This window comes from Shewanella sp. KCT, assembly GCF_007636505.1.
GTDB classification, from domain to species: domain Bacteria; phylum Pseudomonadota; class Gammaproteobacteria; order Enterobacterales; family Shewanellaceae; genus Shewanella; species Shewanella halotolerans.
Genome location: NZ_LVDJ01000023.1, coordinates 1 through 18,592, shown reverse-complemented (window position 1 = coordinate 18,592; position 18,592 = coordinate 1). Strand labels below are relative to the sequence as shown.

General features: G+C 42.9%; 16 protein-coding genes and 1 pseudogene. 6 read left to right on the top strand and 11 right to left on the bottom strand.

The window, feature by feature from the left end; genetic code table 11:
* Positions 1 to 33 precede the first annotated feature (33 nt).
* The 3 genes from AYI87_RS20280 to AYI87_RS20270 all read right to left on the bottom strand — a co-directional run bounded on the left by AYI87_RS20280 (position 34) and on the right by AYI87_RS20270 (position 3,512).
* Positions 34 to 948, bottom strand: coding sequence for a DMT family transporter (locus AYI87_RS20280; RefSeq protein WP_313955040.1), 915 nt, complete (start codon positions 946 to 948; stop codon positions 34 to 36).
* Between the two features lie 108 nt (positions 949 to 1,056).
* On the bottom strand, positions 1,057 to 1,836 hold the full coding sequence (gene deoC, locus AYI87_RS20275; RefSeq protein WP_144204421.1) for a deoxyribose-phosphate aldolase: 780 nt from the start codon (positions 1,834 to 1,836) through the stop codon (positions 1,057 to 1,059).
* Between the two features lie 233 nt (positions 1,837 to 2,069).
* Positions 2,070 to 3,512, bottom strand: a complete 1,443-nt coding sequence (locus AYI87_RS20270; RefSeq protein WP_144204420.1) for a PLP-dependent aminotransferase family protein — start codon at positions 3,510 to 3,512, stop codon at positions 2,070 to 2,072.
* A gap of 147 nt (positions 3,513 to 3,659) precedes the next feature.
* Here AYI87_RS20270 and AYI87_RS20265 point away from each other — a divergent pair, with 147 nt between their 5' ends.
* The 4 genes from AYI87_RS20265 to AYI87_RS20250 all read left to right on the top strand — a co-directional run bounded on the left by AYI87_RS20265 (position 3,660) and on the right by AYI87_RS20250 (position 10,946).
* Positions 3,660 to 5,033, top strand: coding sequence for a cytochrome ubiquinol oxidase subunit I (locus AYI87_RS20265; RefSeq protein ID WP_144204419.1), 1,374 nt, complete (start codon positions 3,660 to 3,662; stop codon positions 5,031 to 5,033).
* Positions 5,034 to 5,061: 28 nt separating this feature from the next.
* Positions 5,062 to 6,069: a cytochrome d ubiquinol oxidase subunit II gene (gene cydB / locus AYI87_RS20260; RefSeq protein WP_144204418.1), complete on the top strand. Its 1,008-nt coding sequence runs from the start codon at positions 5,062 to 5,064 to the stop codon at positions 6,067 to 6,069.
* Positions 6,070 to 6,078: 9 nt separating this feature from the next.
* Entirely contained in the window at positions 6,079 to 6,219 is a 141-nt protein-coding gene (locus AYI87_RS20255) for a DUF2474 domain-containing protein (RefSeq protein WP_313955039.1), read from the top strand.
* A gap of 176 nt (positions 6,220 to 6,395) precedes the next feature.
* Positions 6,396 to 10,946 carry a PKD domain-containing protein gene (locus AYI87_RS20250; RefSeq protein WP_144204416.1) on the top strand — a complete coding sequence of 1,517 codons (4,551 nt, stop codon included), beginning with the start codon at positions 6,396 to 6,398 and terminating at the stop codon, positions 10,944 to 10,946.
* Between the two features lie 273 nt (positions 10,947 to 11,219).
* Here the strand turns inward: AYI87_RS20250 and AYI87_RS20245 are convergent, their stop codons facing one another.
* From AYI87_RS20245 to AYI87_RS20215, 6 genes are all read right to left on the bottom strand, one after another.
* Positions 11,220 to 11,693 (bottom strand): GrpB family protein, encoded by a 474-nt coding sequence (locus AYI87_RS20245; protein WP_144204415.1) that lies wholly within the window; start codon positions 11,691 to 11,693, stop codon positions 11,220 to 11,222.
* A 90-nt stretch (positions 11,694 to 11,783) separates the two neighbouring features.
* Entirely contained in the window at positions 11,784 to 12,098 is a 315-nt protein-coding gene (locus AYI87_RS20240) for a hypothetical protein (protein WP_144204414.1), read from the bottom strand.
* A gap of 54 nt (positions 12,099 to 12,152) precedes the next feature.
* Positions 12,153 to 12,401: a hypothetical protein gene (locus AYI87_RS20235; protein ID WP_144204413.1), complete on the bottom strand. Its 249-nt coding sequence runs from the start codon at positions 12,399 to 12,401 to the stop codon at positions 12,153 to 12,155.
* Between the two features lie 160 nt (positions 12,402 to 12,561).
* Positions 12,562 to 13,518 (bottom strand): DUF4268 domain-containing protein, encoded by a 957-nt coding sequence (locus AYI87_RS20230; protein WP_144204412.1) that lies wholly within the window; start codon positions 13,516 to 13,518, stop codon positions 12,562 to 12,564.
* 127 nt (positions 13,519 to 13,645) lie between these two features.
* Positions 13,646 to 14,047 carry a hypothetical protein gene (locus AYI87_RS20225; RefSeq protein ID WP_144204411.1) on the bottom strand — a complete coding sequence of 134 codons (402 nt, stop codon included), beginning with the start codon at positions 14,045 to 14,047 and terminating at the stop codon, positions 13,646 to 13,648.
* Between the two features lie 835 nt (positions 14,048 to 14,882).
* On the bottom strand, positions 14,883 to 15,458 hold the full coding sequence (locus AYI87_RS20215; RefSeq protein ID WP_260865196.1) for a TorF family putative porin: 576 nt from the start codon (positions 15,456 to 15,458) through the stop codon (positions 14,883 to 14,885).
* Here AYI87_RS20215 and AYI87_RS20210 point away from each other — a divergent pair.
* Entirely contained in the window at positions 15,445 to 16,248 is an 804-nt protein-coding gene (locus tag AYI87_RS20210; protein ID WP_260865195.1) for a molybdopterin dinucleotide binding domain-containing protein, read from the top strand. The genes AYI87_RS20215 and AYI87_RS20210 overlap by 14 nt on opposite strands.
* A 192-nt stretch (positions 16,249 to 16,440) precedes the next feature.
* On the opposite strand, the gene AYI87_RS20205 is transcribed toward AYI87_RS20210, so the two are convergent.
* Complete coding sequence (locus AYI87_RS20205) at positions 16,441 to 17,403, bottom strand: LysR family transcriptional regulator (protein WP_144204410.1); 963 nt, start codon at positions 17,401 to 17,403, stop codon at positions 16,441 to 16,443.
* Between the two features lie 307 nt (positions 17,404 to 17,710).
* Here AYI87_RS20205 and AYI87_RS20200 point away from each other — a divergent pair, with 307 nt between their 5' ends.
* The gene (locus tag AYI87_RS20200; protein WP_144204409.1) at positions 17,711 to 18,286 is read left to right on the top strand and encodes a DUF1835 domain-containing protein; all 576 of its coding nucleotides are present in this window, start codon (positions 17,711 to 17,713) and stop codon (positions 18,284 to 18,286) included.
* Here AYI87_RS20200 and AYI87_RS20195 read toward each other — a convergent pair.
* A pseudogene (locus tag AYI87_RS20195) lies at positions 18,264 to 18,592 on the bottom strand (IS4 family transposase); the annotation flags it as partial. The gene AYI87_RS20200 and the pseudogene AYI87_RS20195 overlap by 23 nt on opposite strands.

Genomic DNA, 18,592 nt, shown 5'->3' with positions numbered 1-18,592 from the left:
CAAAAGCTGGAAAATCTCATTAAGTGTATTAGTTCAGACTAGATCTGACAGCTCTTCTGGTGTGTGACTTACAGCTACTTTTCTACGAGTTTGAATAAGGATATAACCACCACTTAATACGATGAGTAAACCTCCTGCTAGAGTGGGTAAGTCTGGAGACTCTCCAAATATCAAAATACCAAGGATTAAAGCAAATAATAAACGGGAATAGCGAAATGGAGAAACTACAGAGACATCACCTGTACGCATAGCGATAGTTAACGCATTATAGGCCACCACGCCAAAGACGATTGCTCCTGTGATCTGCGCCGCTAACATTAAATTCAGTTGAGCGGGTTCACCTTGATACGCCATTATCACCAAACCTGTTGGAATTAGCACAAAAAAACCATATACCCCAAGTTGAGTGTTAGACAGCACAGGTGGAGCGGCGCGTGTGGCTAAATCACGCCCAGCAAATCCTAAGGTAGCCACTACCGCAAATATTGAGTTGGCCTCAAAGCCAGCGAAACCAGGACGAATAATCATTAGGACGCCAACAAAACCGATAACAACGGCCAGCCACCTCTTAAAACCAATCTGCTCACCGAAGAATAAAGCTGCACCAACCATGGCTATCAATGGTGTGGCCTGCAAAATGGCAGATGCACTCGATAATGGTGTTAAAGTGATTGCTAAAGCGAAACTAAACCGACCAATTACTTCACATACAGCGCGCATTAATAATGGGGGTGAAAATATAGCGGGATGAAAGACTCGCCCTCCCTTAAGCCTAGTCAATAAGATAAACACAAGCATGCCACCTAGACCAAATAATGCTAAAATTTGGCCAATTGACGCTGTCTCAGCTGCCGCTTTGATAAGCATATCTTCAACAGAAAACGCAGCCATCGAAGCAACCATAAAAAAACTGCCCTTGGTATTGTTCAAAAAACCACCACTATTCATGTCGTTTTTAGTTAAAGTACTTATGGTCAATAGCGCTGATTGGCTACGCGCACTGCGAAGAGTTATCGATAATATCTTGTCGAATCGGAACGCTCATAAGTGATCAATCTAATATTTAGCGTCAACGTCTATTTTTGCTTCACCTAGGGTGTGAAGTAAATTAGATAACAAGCTAGAAGCACCAAAACGATAGTGTTTAGAGTTATCGGCCCAACCTTCCCCAATAATATGATCAACCATATCTAAATAGAGTTTGGCTTCTTCTGCAGTCTGAACACCGCCAGAGGCCTTAAAACCAACACGACTTTCAACACCCATCTGTTTGATGACTGATAACATAATTTCTGCAGCTTTTGGCGTCGCATTGACGGGGACTTTCCCTGTAGAAGTTTTGATCATATCAGCACCCGCTTTAATGGATATTTCGGAGGCTCTTTTGATGAGCTCAGGCGTTTTTAGCTCACCAGACTCGATAATCACTTTAAAAAAAACATCATTGCCGCATACAGCTTTACATTGCTCAATAAGCTCAAAACAAACATCCTCATTCCCCGATATTAAGGCTTGATATGGAAACACAACATCGACATCATCGGCGCCATAGGCAACTGCCGCTTTCGTTTCTGCAACGGCAATTTCAACATCATTATTTCCATGAGGAAAGTTGGTCACAGTGACCACTCGAATATCGGGCGTACCTTGAGAGTTCAGTTGCTTTTTGGCAATAGGTATGAAACGTGGATAGATGCATATGCCCGCAGTATTACCTGCTTGGGTTTTAGCTAGCTTACACAACTCGATAATTTTATCATCGGTATCACTGTCGCTTAAGGTTGTTAAGTCCATCAAATGGAGTGCACGTTGTGCAGCTGTTTTTAAATTACTCATTGGTATTTCCGATACGTAGTAAAATCTACCTTCAGGTCTCTACAAACCTTGAGGACAAACGAAGTAACGGCATTATAGAAGTGGAGGAGATAAGAAAGTAGATACAGAAATGACGCCTGTATCTATATCAGATCTTAAGTATCAGAGCTTTCGTGTTAGAGTTTGAACACAATATCTTAAGTAAAAAATAAGCCGACAAAGCCATGGCTAAACTACTACCTTGCTTTAATACATTACCTTGGAATCGCCAGTATTGTAGATTCCTTCTCCGCTACTTTCTCACTGATTATTTTCCCTAATGTTATTATCGCTTGTATTGTTTTATCATTCAGTTCAAAAGACGCATTCAGTCTCATGCAATGATTGTAGTGCTCGGTCACACTGAACATTTTTCCCGGCGCGATGCTGATGTTTTGTTTTAGAGCAGCCTGAAATACTTCCACTGAATCAATGCCAAATGGCAGTTCGACCCAAATAAAATATCCTCCCCGTTGAGTCACTATATTCACTTCTGAAGGAAAGTATTTATTCAGTAAACACTCCATCTTCCCTTTTCGTTCGTGAAGTTTTTTTCTTAGCTGCTTTAAATGGGTTTCATAATTACACTTGCTTAAATAATCAGTCAACGCTAATTGAATCGGCGCACTTGTTGCTAGCGTACTCATTAATTGTAGCCTTTGCATCTCCAACGCACGCTTCCCTGCTGCGACCCAACCAATTCTGAACCCCGAAACCAAAGATTTTGAAAAAGAAGAGCACAGCATTACGTTTCCGCTTTGATCAAACTGTTTTACGGGCATAGCAGCAGTGCCTTCTTGATACAGCTCTCCATAAACATCATCTTCAATCAAGGCCACGTTATAACGATTAAGTAGAGCATTTAACGCCTGCTTCTTCTCTAATGTCAGTGTAAAACCCAGTGGATTTTGATGATTACTCATCAACCAACATGCCTTTACATCATGAGATTGAAATGCCTTTTCCAAAGCATCGAGATCTATTCCTGTATTTACATCAGTTCTTACTGACAGAGCTTTTAATCCCAACCGCTCTAATGATTGAAGTGCACCATAAAAGGTGGGAGATTCAACCACCACCCAATCACCCGGCTTTGTGCACACCTGCAAGCTAAGATTTAATGCTTCGAGCGCTCCAGCCGTAATTACTATCTCCTCTGGCGATATGTTAACTCCTTTTGTCGCATAGCGTTTAGCAAGGATCGTTCTTAGCTCTTCATTACCGGGTGGTAAATTATCGAATGTACTAGAAATAGGGAGATTTCGTGCGGCAGACATTAGCGAACGATTAACCTGTTGGCGAGGATACAAGCTAGGATCTGGATACGCGAAACCAAAATTGACCATATACGGGTTACGACCCGCTTGCAGAACTTCAAACACAAAGTCGTTAATGTCAACTTTTTCTGTTGACGACACTGCAACATGCAGATGAGGATCGGTTTCTTTTAATTCAGGTGCCACCCGATAGCCTGAACGCGCTTGAGAAACTATATAACCTTGAGATTCCAAGACTTGATAAGCATGTAAAACTGTCATCAAACTTAGACCACTATGTTCTGATTGTTTTCTAAGCGACGGTAATTTATCTCCAGCGCGCCAAACTCCAGATTTTATCTGACGTTTGAGTTGAACAACCAGATCTTCATACTTTGCCAATTCGAATTCACCATAACAATTATCCCTTTCCAAATTATAACATCGACAAAAAACATCTGTTATATATCCAAGTTTAGTTTCTGTGTCTATTGACCTCCTTACCCATCAATTAACATTACGTCCTTCAAAAATGAATAGGGCACGTTTATGTTCGAGTTTGATGCATTCGTATTAGCACGGATACAGTTTGCATTTACAGTATCTTTCCACATTATTTTTCCAGCAATAACCATCGGACTGGCGAGTTACCTCGCAGTTTTAGAGGGTTTAAGCCTCAAAACTCGCAACCCTGATTACAAAGTTCTTTACCTTTTCTGGTCAAAAATTTTTGCTGTTAACTTTGGTATGGGTGTTGTTTCTGGCCTGGTTATGGCCTATCAATTTGGAACAAATTGGAGTGGCTTCTCTGATTTTGCCGGTAGCATTACAGGACCGCTACTTACCTATGAAGTGCTAACCGCCTTTTTCTTAGAAGCCGGTTTTCTTGGTGTTATGCTATTTGGCTGGCATCGGGTAGGCGATAAGCTACACTTTTTTGCCACTTGTATGGTTGCTCTAGGAACCATACTCTCCACTTTTTGGATCCTCGCCTCTAACAGCTGGATGCAAACCCCCTCTGGCTATGAGATCATCAATGGCCAAGTTGTCCCAACCGATTGGTTTGCTGTTATTTTTAACCCTTCATTTCCTTACAGATTAGTTCATATGGGTGTCGCAGCGTTTCTCAGCACCGCAGTATTTGTCGGCGCTTGCGCCGCTTGGCATCTGCTCAAGGGCAACAACACTGGCCCAGTAAAGAAAATGTTTTCGATGGCTATGTGGATGTTAGTTCTTGTTGCGCCGATCCAAGCCTATTTAGGGGACATACATGGCCTAAATACACTCGAACACCAACCTGAAAAAATTGCAGCGATAGAAGGGCACTGGGATAACTCTGAAGGAGGTCCAAGTCCATTGATTTTGTTTGGCTTCCCGAATATGGAAACTGAACGAACTGACTATGCGCTTGAAATCCCCGTCCTTGGCAGCTTAATACTCAAACACAGTTTGGTAGATCCCATTCCAGCATTGAAAGACTATCCAAAAGAAGAAAGACCTAACTCACTAGTCGTATTTTGGTCTTTTAGAATTATGGTCGCACTTGGAGTGTTCATGATTGTTCAGGGTTTTTATAGCCTTTGGCTGCGCAAAAAGCAGCGCCTTTATAATACAAGCTGGTATCTAAAGTTCTCTCTTTTAATGGGCCCATCAGGATTAATTGCCATACTTGCGGGTTGGTTTACCACCGAAGTAGGCCGTCAGCCTTGGGTTGTATACGGGTTGATGAAGACGAAAGATGCAGTATCAGGCCATAGTGATTTACAAATGAGCATTAGTCTTATTTGTTTCCTCATTGTTTACAGCATGGTGTTTGGATTTGGCTATTTCTACATGATGCGCCAAATGAAACAGGGGCCTCAATCAGATGACGAACATAATAATGACTCCCATGAAATTTCTACAGTTTCTGGTCGACTTTAAACTTACTGCATAACTTGAGGTAATCGTTATGGAATTGGATCTTTCGGTTGTTTGGTTTGGTATCATCATCTTTGCTACCTTGATGTACATTTTCATGGATGGTTTTGATTTAGGTATAGGGATTGTGATGCCTTTTGTTAAAAGCGGCCCACAGAAAGATGTCATGGTTAATAGTGTTGCACCCGTTTGGGATGGAAATGAGACCTGGATAGTGCTTGGTGGCGCAGCATTGTTTGGCGCCTTCCCCCTTGCTTACTCGATAATTCTTGAAGCGCTAACCATTCCACTGACACTTATGTTAGTCGCATTAATTTTTCGGGGAGTAGCCTTTGAGTTTCGCTTTAAGGCGCTACCTAGCCACCTTAATTTCTGGGATCGTGCCTTTATGATGGGTTCAATTATCACCACCTATTGTCAAGGTGTCGTCGTTGGAGCCGTAGTTCAGGGGGTTACTGTCGAAGGTCGCGTATTTGCGGGCGGGCAGTTCGACTGGCTCACTCCCTTCCCGCTATTTTGTGGCTTTGGTCTGGTAGCAGCATATGCATTACTTGGTTGCACTTGGTTACTAGCTAAAACCGAAGGTGAGTTGCAACAGACCATATATTCTTTCGTGCCAAAAATTCTCAGCTTACTTATAGTTGCGATCATTGTTGTGAGCGTGTGGACACCACTTGCTAGCGCATCCATTGCCGAGCGTTGGTTTACACTACCAAATTTCTTCCTATTAGCCCCAGTGCCGTTGCTGACGGCCATTTTGTGCTGGAAAACATTTGATTCAGTTAAGAAGCAGAAAGAAACAGCACCATTTATAACGGCATTAATGATTGTTTTTCTTGGCTTTGCTGGGCTTGGGATCAGCCTATGGCCCAATATCATTCCCCCTAACATCTCGATATGGCAAGCAGCGGCCCCCCAAGAGAGCCTCAGTTTCATGCTTTATGGTGCGCTGATCATCATTCCAGTGATCCTTGCCTATACATTTTGGAGCTATTACGTCTTTGCCGGCAAAGTAAAAGAAGGCGAGGCTTATCATTAGTTACGCCTTATGGAGGTTAAAATGAAGCTGAATAGAACACTCCAGCAATGGTTATGGCTTCTGAGCATTTGGGCTATAAGTGTGCTCTCGTTAGGTATGATATCCATGGGGTTTAAATTATTAATGACTGCGGCGGGATTTAAGTCTTAGATAATAGCCATAGGATGTCTTGTAGTGGCCAAATTTAGTTGGCCACTACAGTATCGGGAAGAATTGTTTCATTATTACAGTGCCGTTGACGTCTTTAACATTTATGTAACTGGTTTGTATGGTTATTTGCTACTATTCTCTATGGTGAGTAAGTACTACGTAAACAAGGATTATGTATGATAGTTAAACATGGAGTTATTTTCGTTGCGACTTTACTTATCGCAGCGGGTTGTGGCAGAACAAGTGATAGCACTACTGATGAAAAACTCATCCCAGTGGCTGATGCAGGCCAGCCAATGCTTTTACAGAAGGGAGCGACTGCTGTTTTAAATGCGAGTCAGTCTTATGACCCTAGAGAGCTGCCACTGACATACAATTGGCGGATCGTAAATAAACCTGCAACCAGTAGTACTTCTTTAAGCGATTCGTCGAGTCCGTTTCCTAGCATCTATCTGGATGCGGTAGGTAATTACGAGTTTGAGCTCATTGTTAATAATGGTGAATATGACAGTGCTCCCGACGTGGTCGTGATTAGCGATACGGATTCAGCTCCTGTGGCTAATGCAGGCCCCGATAGAGCGGCAAGAATTGGTGAAGATGTTATCTTAAATGGAAGTGCTAGCTTCGATCCTGATGGTGATCCGCTCAATTATGCTTGGACGTTAAGTAGTCAGCCAATGGGTAGTTCGGCGGTTTTGGCTAGAGTAAGCTCTCCTTTTGCTGTATTAACTCCAGATGTCGAGGGTGACTACAAAGTAGATTTAGTCGTTTCTGATGGCAACAGCAGTAGCAAGGTAGACAGTGTTGTCATTAGCACGCTAAATACACGACCATTGGCTAATGCTGGCCTCTCAAGAGGTTATATATTAGGTGAGAACGTAGTATTAGATGGCAGCCTTTCTAGCGACGAAGATGGTGACCCACTTTCCTTTAGATGGCATATTGTCGCTGCTCCCAAAGGGAGTACAGCTAATCTCAGTCATGCCGATAAGAGTCGAGCAAATATCACTCCTGATATAAACGGTGATTACGTTGTCGCTCTGATTGTCAACGATGGAAATGTCGATAGCGAAGCCAGTACAGTGGTACTTCATTCTGATAACTTACCCCCTGTTGCTAATGCAGGGCATGACTTATCAGCGCAAGTGGGTCAACTATTACACCTAGATGGCACTAACTCAACCGATGCTAACGGCGATATATTAAAACCACAATGGTCTATCGTTTCAAAACCTAAAAACTCGTCTGTAACTCTTGGAGACAGCCATACATTTCACCCGACACTCATCCCTGATGCTTATGGCGATTACGTCATTCAACTCATTGTGTCAGATGGTGTGATGCCCAGTGCACCTGACTCTGTGGTAGTTTCTACAGAAAATACAGCCCCTGTTGCTAATGCAGGTCATTCAATATCGGTATCTACTGGTAGTGCTATACACCTTGACGGTTCTAATTCAAGTGATGCAGAAGGTTCATTGCTCAATTATAAGTGGAGCATGATTTCAGCGCCTAAAGGCAGCTCTGCTCAGTTATCTGCGACAAACGTTGTCTCACCACAATTCACTCCAGATGTCTCTGGTGATTTCGTTTTTCAGTTGATCGTTAATGATGGTTTCTTAAATAGCATGCCTTCGACAGTCACTGTCACTGATAATGATTTACCACCAACCGCAGATGCGGGTAGAGATCAATCGGTACAAACAGGAGTGACTACGATACTTAATGGCGCGGCATCCTCAGATCCTGAAAAAAAACCGCTTACATATAAATGGTCTTTCCTATCTAAACCTTCGGGTAGTGGCTCTGTCATCAATGATGACACTAATGTCAACGCCAGCATGGTTCCTGACATTGCTGGTGACTACATTATTCAATTAATGGTAACAGATGCGGCTGGTCAATCGGCTAGTGATGTTGTGGTGTTACGTGATAATAGTCTGAATACACTGCCAGTTGCCGATGCAGGGAACGATACAAAAGTTTTCTTAGGAAGTAATATCGTGTTAGATGGTCTTGCTTCCTTCGATGCTGATGGTGATCCCCTGAGTTACAAATGGGCTATACTCAGTCGCCCTGATGGAAGTAACGCTCAACTCAACAATGAAGCTTCCGCGAGTCCTGACTTTACCCCAGATATTGAGGGTGACTTTGTGATACAGCTGGTCGTCAGTGATGGTAAAAGCACTTCTTTACCCGATGTTGTAGTCATTCACGACAGTAAGAAAAACCTTCCTCCAGTTGCGAGTATTTTGGGCTCAGTTGAAGGTTTGGTCGGACAGGTCTATCAGCTCGATGGTAGTCAAAGTAGCGATCCCGATGGAGATACTATTTCCTACAACTGGATTCTATTTAGCGACCCAAGCAGCGCGGTACTAAGCGATCCTACATCGGCAAAACCGACGTTTACCCCAACTAGTGCTGGCACTTATGTCGTGGCGTTAAGTGTCAACGATGGAGTGCGAGACAGTAATTTAGCCTCAGTTTCCATCGTCATTAAGGAGCCACAAAAAGGCACCGCCATTCCGACTCCTGCAGGTCATAACTTGATGATGTTGAGTTCGAGAGGTGGCAGTAATAGGACTGGTTCATTGGTTTCGGTTCGCGAAAGTGATTTAACACAATCTACTGAAATTACGAGCTTTCATGGCTTACCATACCCTGTGCGATTGAATAATCGCCAAGGTTGGTCAGTTCATCCAATAAACAATAAGGCTTATCAGTTGCTGGCTGATGGAGGTATAAGTGACTCAGGTACTATTACTGAGTTTATGCCTTCGACCCAAGAAGCGACTATGTTTCTCTCGTTTCCTGAACTCGAAGTAGGAGGACATCGAGTTTCTAATTACATTGCGGAATTGTTATTTCACCCTGATGGTAAATCTGCTTATACCTACTCTCAAGATGGTGGAGCCAAAGACTCAGGCGTCTTAGTGCATATTAACTTTGACCCAGCCAGTTCGGATTATAAAAAGGTTTCGGTTATCGCTGAATTTGGTGCCGTTAATGCTAGCTACCCGGGAGCAAGTATTCCTCCTAACACTATGCTGTACTGGAATGGCAGTAAAACAGAGTTAATTACTGCATTTGGCTATTCTCGACTAGAACAGCAGTCAGTAATTAAGATTGTACCTAGTGATATGAATATGCTCAGTCAACCATGGTATATCGAGCCATTTGGCGATCCTCTTTGGTCTAATGGCCGTTATTTTGTTGCGGAGGAAGACACACAGATTATCGTAACAAGCTCTAACGATCCTATTTTAAGTGAAAACAGTTCAGCGGGCGCAAGAGGGTATACTTTACCTGGTTGTCGCAATCCGTTTGGCGCTTTTGCTTGGCTATCACCAGAGGTATATGTCTTATGCCAAGGAAGTGGCGGCGCTGACGCTATGTTGTATGCTTCAAACACTTCGGTAATCAACCCGTCACTCGAAGCGACTTTCAGGAGTTTGAAAGGGACTGAATTTGGCGGCGTAGCTGCTTCGGAGTTACGATCGGCTCTGTACACTACGGTGAATGATGAAAGTGCTAATGTATTTATTAATCTTCCATCACCAGGAACCTACATACAGAGACCCACCTTGAGTGAGGTCACTAAACCTAACTATGCAATAAGACATTTGATCACTGGCGGCGATGATTTCGGCTACTTTTTTATGGGCAATCCCGCGGTAGTCACGGCGCCAACCGATACTATAAACGATCGCTATATTGTGACCACCTCGTTTGATGGCGCAACATATGGCAATGGAGCAATCATTACCTATGACCGTGAAAAAGCAAGCATCTCTCACCTTCCTCTAGGATATCCACAAGGAGGTTTGCCTTATGGCCGCATAACAAAAACCTCATCTGGCGATTACTTCTTTGCTTTAAGAGAATTATCTGTCAAAAACGAACCCCGTCAACAAAGTGCGCTTGCTCGTTATGATTCAGCCATAGGAGATATAGAGCTAATCAAGTTGGGAGACTCGGCTACCCCAGCTATTGGCCTTGCCGATGATGGACTTGGTAATATCTATACACTGACAAGTTCTCAGACTGGTGTTTCCAGCTACGTCTACGATCTTCTCAGAATTGATAGTACAAGCCTTACTGCATCAAAAGTCGCATCTTATCCGAATACTAATGCTCAAATTCCCGATACAGAGCTGGTATTAGACAACAGCAACGTCTGGTTCTTCACTGACGAAACCCTTCGTTGTCGTGATCTAAATTCAAACAGTGACGGTGAACTGGTTCTGTCGAATACGATAGCACATGACCCTGTGTACGCGGTGACCTTCCCAGTGCTTGGCGGTGATGGATTCTTTACAACACGTGAAAGCAATATTAGTGGACAAGGAACTATCCAACGGTTAACTAATAATTGCAACACGCCATCAATAACTACGTCTGTATTGGGATTAACTGATCAACCATCAACTGCTTTGGTTGCAGCAACAGATGGTTATATGTATTACGGTACTCAGGGTGGTAAATTGATGCGCTATGACTCACAGGCTAATACTGTTTCGGAGGTTGCTCAGGTTCCAGCAAGAAGCATCGTCGGCTTTATTATTGAAGATTCAAATGGCGACTTAGTCGGCTTTGCATCTAACGGTACTGAGAGTGATGATAAAATGTTTGCCTATACGTTAACTTCTGGCAGCATAGTCATCAGCGATGTTCCTGAAGATACTCCCATTGACGAGATTTACCCAGGTTTCACTGAGATAAATTAACTTAAATAACATCTAGCCTCATCAGATCGTGTGGCCCATAGTAAATATTAACTATGGGCCACACTGTGAGAAATGCAGAACGACATAGGATAGGCGAGTCCACCTTGTTGGCTTTATCTGATTCGTTGCTTTTCGATATTCATAGAGATAGCACCCACAAGTAGATTTTAGGCCAAAAACACAGAGGCTATAAGGTTGGTTTTAGTCTCAAAGATAACTAAACACGCAAATAGATCTGAACGCCAATCGTTCCGAATCAGCTTAAAATATTTATTATGTCTTTGCTAAAACATACTCCACAAAAAAAGATTTCATCTTTCTATACTCTTCTTGAGGCAATCCTTCACATGACATTTTAAGCTCATTGTACCGCTGTACTAACATTTCATTTGCTCGCAGTTTATCACGAAACTCAAGAAAGCACTCAAACTCAGAGCCATTTGCTACCACTTGAAGTGCAACATCATTATCTGAGGTAGATTCGAGCATACAAAGTTCAGATGTTCTTAATGTATCGGCTTTCTCTTGAAACCCTAACTTTTTTAGTACTCTCACGGTGCTTTCTAACTCAATGTTAGGGACGCCGACAAATATATCTAAATCTCCTTTTGAGATAGCCTTAGGTATTGATGATGCTCCAATGTGCTCAACTAAAGCCCCATTAACTAGTTTTTCAATCTGGCTTTTGTACCAGAAAAAAAGCTCTTCACAAGAGCTCTGATATTCCTCTGGACTATAAAATTTCATCCTAAAGTGGACCTCGTTGTGTATGCCATTCCATCACTTAAAACCATTAATACTTAGACTATAATGATGGACGCAAACAGTCACTATCAATTATTTGAGCGCTCGTACTAATGCCTGTGCACCATCAATGATTTGAGCTAATGGATTTTTTTGGCAGTAATTATCAATCCATACACTAAACGAATGTACATCACTCTTTTTTAATTTATCGGTCTCATAGAAACCCGCAGCGGATATGTACCCAAGAATCCAATATTCCATGTCTTTATATCCATCCTGTTTACGTTCTTTAATCCAGGTTCCACATGTGGCTGTACCTTGGCCGTAAACGGTATAGGCATTTGCTTGAGAGGCAACTCCTAACCATAGTAATGCTACTACAAGTCCTGTATTAATTCCCTTCATCGTTTATCCTTGAAACTTCGGTCAAGTTGCGGTGGGTGTTATCTTGACCTTTTGCTAATCTTTGGGCTCAAAGTGTTGCGCCACTGCTTGTAATAAAATTGGTACATAAGAGCTCCAATCGACTGTTTTATCCTCAACAAAGTGCTCTACTAACTGGTCTTTGATGTCACCATCGGCATCTGGCATTATATCGTCGATAAAATCCATTAACTCTGATTCTTTAGTAATCAAAGGATATCCATCGCATTTTAGAGCTTCGATTTTATCTATGATTTCTTTGTGTTTTGAGTGAAATAACTTCATTTTTTATATGGTTAGGTGGAGGTGGTTATTTAATTTTCATGTTATAAACGGAGTTTCTAACCGATTAAAGCTAACATCTAAAAGAGCGGCTTGGTTAAGTTGGCGACTTTTGGGGAACAAAAAATATGGCAGCTTTACCTAGTCCGAGAGCTTTGACTTGTTATATGCTTGTTGCCGACTTCACTAAACTACCAATTTTGTTGCCAAGTGATAGCTTAATTTTTAAGAGTTTCTCTATGTGCCAGTTCTTAATCCTCTCAAGGTCAGAGTCTGAATCATCTATTGCGCCATTGGTATATAGTGCTAACCTAGAAGCTCGTTTATTATCTAGGCGCTCCCAGCTCACTTGCTCACCTAATTCGGTTTCAATTTGTTCTTTTTGACTGTGAAGCTGATCAAAGACATACTTATTCTTTTCTTGGTCTCCCAAATCTATGTATAGCTCAGTGCGTGCCTTACCGCCCTGTGAAAAATTTGCACCGTATGTTAAGCCACTTACCCCAGAGGAAAATGAATACCAGTTCTGGGGTTGACCTGCTTTTGCAGAAGTAAACTTGTGTGTGTCACGTAGCGTATCAATCAGTCCCTGAAAATAATTTTGATACTTTTCAGCTTTTGTTGAAACAGATGCTCGTTGGGTTTGGCGTTTCTTGTTTTTTTGCCATTCATTTGGAGAGGCGACCAGCTTAAAGTTGAAAGCTGGTTTAGAGTCGTCGATTTTTATAACCTCAACAACAACTCCAAAAAAAGATGTTTCATTATCTGTTCTTTGGTTTAGCCAATCCATTGCTTGCCGATGCTCTTCTCGAATAGACTCTGAAACCCATATGACTATAGACGCATCAAAGCCGGCCGCGTAGGTTAGCAATTTCCCCAAGTGGTCGTGATCAGTTTGCGTGAGTTGATTTTCAATAATGACTGACTTCGATGAACCTAAATCTTTAGCAAGAATATCTAGCGAGAAATCACCGACACTTGCTTCTTGTTCGATAAGTTCCAGATCCATGCCTAAGGATTTTCCTAACTCCTCGATATTTTCTGCGAGCCATGGTGTGAAATTTGATGCCTCATGAGGCCATACTTCTCTTAATGAAACTTTGCTCAATTCTCCGAACAATGTGATTTCTCCTTATAGCATGTACCGTCTAGTATAACGGGCGTTTACAACCCCAAACTGGTTGAAACGGCTAAATATTCGTTTTTAGAAAAATGTGCCACGAGCAAACGTTTCGTTGGTTTTTTTGTTATAAATCAATCCAATACGTATGGGGCGAAGCTTGTTGTATTTCTGTTAGTTTGTAACCTAACACCTCGTCGATTACATCGTCGCTGGAGTTAAAAGTAATTTGAATCCCAGTCGTTTTCCTAACACTAGAGTCTTCGATTCGTTCTACGTTGAAGTAAAGTTTCACAACGTTAGAAGTAGAAGATAATAAAGTAAACGGAGAATCAACATTATTAGCCCTTCCTTTTTCAACCGGAAATAGAAATGCTTTAAATGTCTTCCCCTTAGAGCTTAAGAACTTACAAACCAGCCAAAACATAGCTACTTCCTCTTCAGAAGCCTTACCGCCAATTTTATGCGAATTTTGTTCTGAAACAGCCTCCAACAAAGACGATAGCTTGTGCTTATCTAGTAGTGCCATGCTCTTAAACTCCCCGCCTGATTTATAACGCCCTGTTAAGGCGTGAGCAGCGTAATACCAAAACCGCCGCATACCACCTTAAACACTAAAACCAATGAATAGTGAAAATGCCACGCGTTGTGAATCACTCCTGAGCAGATTGTTGTGTTAAAATATGTTTAACCCGCTCCACAGCACTATGCAAGCAATCGCCAATGGTTTAGTCCAAGCCCAATAATGTAGAGCATTAATAGATAATTTTGGTGTAAATATCAAAGTTAATACCCAAGATAGTACAAAACTTGCTATGAATGACAGCCCAGCAATGACCCAGCCTCGTTGAGAAATTAGGATAATGGATGGGCCAAAGAGCATAATGGACGTATATAGTATTTGAAAAGGTGTCATAGATTAATCTCGAGAAAAACAGCTTTAATTTTATCGTACAACATGTTGATTTTGTTAATATGTTTGTGTAACAGGCGCGAGTTTACGATCGGCTTTGTTGACGCGCTTGTAATTTGATACACTGTCCGACGTCATTAACATAAGTAAGAAAATCCTTCTCGTCATTATTAATTATAAATTCCTGTATATCTTGCCACTTATGCCATACTTGAATCGCCACTTCTTCACTAGACGACTTTTAGCCTAGTATAAATACCGATTTCCATACTCTAATGGCAACAGTCCAATAATGAAACCATGTCGTCGTTACGGCTTGTAAAAACATCTTAATTAAGCACACCCATTTTCGAGGCTTCTCGACTCGTATAGATTTTGTGAATCGCCAATAGTTGGAGCGCCGTCGGCGCTCCAACTTGTTGCTTCTCTTTATCGTATGAATAACTGACGGTTAGAAGTTGTAAGCTAGACCTATCATATAGTGGTCGTGTTCGAACTCCTGGTAACTGACTTCTAACATCAGATCTAGTTGGGGTAGCAGAGGATAGCGATAGCGTAACCCCATATCATAGATACTGTCGGCTATCTTGTCCTTGTCGGGGTAACCATAGTTTTCCGCATCGGTAAACAGGCCTATATGAGCAACTAACTGACTCTCGTTAAACAGATCGAAGCCATAGTTGACCTCGGTATACCAGGCTTCCACGTCCTGATCGTAGTTCACCATCAGATTTAGGGCCTTGTAGTCGAAGCTTACTGCGTACTCGACGCTATAGCCTCCGGCCCCATAGGTGTATTTCATGGCGTTGAAGCCCAGACCAAGATCCTCGGTGATCATTTGGTAGTAGCCGCCGTAGTAATCGATCTCATAGTCGTTGTAGACGCTGCCTTCTTCTTCATATCGATAAGTTTCGAAGGAGGTCCCCAGATAGAAGCCGCTTTCATGTTCTACCATGAGGTCGCCCTGCAGGGTAGGTTTGTTGTCGCTGATGGTCTGGCCGCGCCACAGGTAGTTGCTGTTTGCCAATATCGCCCATACAGGATCTGTGCTGCCATCGCCTACGGAGGAAGATATCGCCTTTACCAGCGTGGATCGCGTGCTGCCGCTGTTCAAGGCCAGACTCAAGCCCGAGGAGGTGGGGCCGACCGCCTATATGCTGACCCGTGGGGGTCGTTACGAGCGGGTGGATGAGCGTTACGAAGGGGAGTTTTTCAACCCCATGATGCGCATGGACACTCAGTTCCAGGTGTACAACGAGTCCCTGGCCCGGGTGAAAGACTCCTACAGTGGCGAGTTTAACGATGGCCAACCCGTCTATGATGTGGATCGCTTCTGGGACGGCTCGGCGGTGCGTGCGCTGTGGAAGGTGAATGAGTATCCCTTTAATCTGTCGACCTTCAAGCTGCATCTTCGTAGCCCTTATTCTGTGGCGCTGCCGCGCATCACTGCTCTGGGTGAGACCAACTATATCCATCTGCATGAGGATGATGCTGCCAAGTTTGATATCAAGGATGGCGATAGGGTTCAGGTGTTGTCTCCTAAGGGGAAACATATCGAGGGGATAGTGCAGGCAGACAAAACTGTGGCCCGCAACACCATAGTGGTGGGAATGGGTTATGGTCACTGGTGCTTCGGCGCCAGCGATCTGGAGGTCGATGGTCAGGTGATCCCTGGCATTCCATCGAGAGGCACAGGTGTCTGCCCTAACCCTTTCAACATAGTGGATCCTAGTCGTAAGGGCGCCAGTCTCTACCGTGATAAAACTTTTGGTTCGACAGCGAGACACGGAGTGCCAGTGGCGATCCGTAAGGTGTAATTGCGATATGAGCGCCGTCTAAATTTAGACGGCGCTCATATTTGCTTAGTTTTGATGTGCTCTATTATTAGGCTTATCTTTGTTGTCCATTACTCAGATAGGACACTTTTTCCCCCATCTCCTGTCTTAGCGACAAAGACTTTACCTAGATACTCTATTTATCCGGATCTTTGATAAGTAGAGTTTTTCTTTTTAACGACCCATGGCCAGTTGCCACTCTTTGCTTAAGTGCGTAAATAATTGTTGTTTCAGCCAGTGGTGGGTAGGTGATTGGTTAATCTCCGAGTAGATGAGGTAATTGCCAACTGTCCGTCCGACATTGATTTGTGCGAGTAATTGCTCGGTGAGCTCTCTCGGAAGGGGCGCGGTTTGTATTCCCTTGACCAGCGAATAAAACTCACGGGTAAAAACGTTGCAACTCATGGAAATAGCGCGCCCATCGAGAATATGGCGACTCAGGGCGGCGATATTGTCGGTGGCACCGACCACATTCACAGCTATTCCCTGCTGTTTAGCGAGTTGTTCTATTAGGGGCTGATTTAGGTCATTATAATTATCCAATGTGAAATAATCATATTGGCATAAGTTTGCCAAGGTAAATTCATCGTCAAATACAGCATGTCCTTCTTTGGCAATTAAAAAAAGCTCCTCAGTGGGGGAAAACATCTCGCTGATGATCTTGTGATCTTTAAAGTGTTCATAGACCACAGCGAAGTCTATTTCGCCATGCTCGATAGAGCGACTGCAATCGCTGGAAAGGGTGCGCACTTCGAAGGTTAAATTCGGTGCCAGAGGTAATATATAGTAGTGAATCACCTTGTTGATCACATAGGTGAACTCGTTATAAGCGTATATCTTAAAATGGCCCCTAGCGGTGAGCGGATTGAAATGAATATGGTTATGTTTTATCACCTGATAGTCATGAAGTAATTGCTTGATATAGGGGAGTAGTTGTATGGCTTTATCTGATAACACAAAACCTTGTGCGCGACGGATGAAAAGTACGTCCTTAAAAATGTCGCGTAGTATGCCAAGGTGTCGACTAACAGAAGAGATACTCATTCCCAGCTCGTTGGCGACCAGACCTGCATTCAAGTGACGACTAATTGATTCGAAAATGATCAGTGATTGATAATCGAGTTTATCTATGTTCATGGGAAAAAGAAAAAAGATATTTGTTCACTGTTTTTAACATGTTATGACCTGGGGGAACAGATTATCTTCGTTTTTTTGTGTGTTAGATTGGCTTCTATAGACTAAAGCATAATGGTGATGTGAAGTTTAATTTATGACTACTCATAGTTTTACAGGTTGCCGTGTAAACTTTCAAATAGATGAGCGTGTAGTCAACTATTCTCTTGTCAATTGAGTTTATTTGATAATTCAGTCACTATTTCAATCTAGACCTTCGGATGGATGTATATTAGGTCTCTAGTATGTATGTCATTACAGTGAGGTTTCTATGACAAGAGAATCCACGATTCATTTTGTGTTTGGTGGTGCGGCGGCAGGAACATTGGTTCATTTTTTAGGTGATGAGAACAATGTCGAGGTTACTGAGGTGCGTGATCCGTTAGCATTTGGTCCACTCTACGATTATGGAACATCAGAAGGGAATGCAATACGAGGAAAATGGTTGCAGACGGTATATTATCTCATAGGTGATGCAGATGGGTGGCAGTGGATATCTGATGATGTGGGTTTGCCAAGCTTGTCTGCCTATAGGGATAAGTCCGACAACAATTATATTGTATGGATAGGCCAATCTGTCGATGAACAATTAATGTTGCGTGCAATTTGCGCACGACTTCCGGAGCAGCAATTGTTGATTGCTGATGTAACCAAGGGGAAGCTAGGTGATATGACCGTTCCTATTGTAGGGGCATGTTCGCCAGAAGAACTTGCTACTGTTAAGCTTGAGCCACTCGATACTTTGGAGCATAGAGCATTAGCTGAGGAGTGGAATAAGCTCACAGAAACCTCGAGTATGGTTAGGCTGGAGGATCCCCTCATAATTAGGGCCTCCCAGAGGTGTTAACCAGTTTAAGAAATTCACCCCAAGCCCAGCGAAAATGCGATTCTTTGATTGAGTATTCCGGACGTCGTCTCACTTCTTTGCCGAGCCGGAGCACAGATAGCACGTTTCTGTCACGTATCGTATTGGCTTGAAACCTCCGCTGCCATCCCAGATGCCTGGCTGCCAGACCGATGCACCAAAGCAGGATTTCTGCCAACAAAGCTATCAGCAACAACACATCATAACGGCGTGGACAACGACTGCGGCTTTGTCTGAGTCCCATGCCGTATTGGGGACTTTTGAGGTCGCGAAAGGTTTCTTCTATCT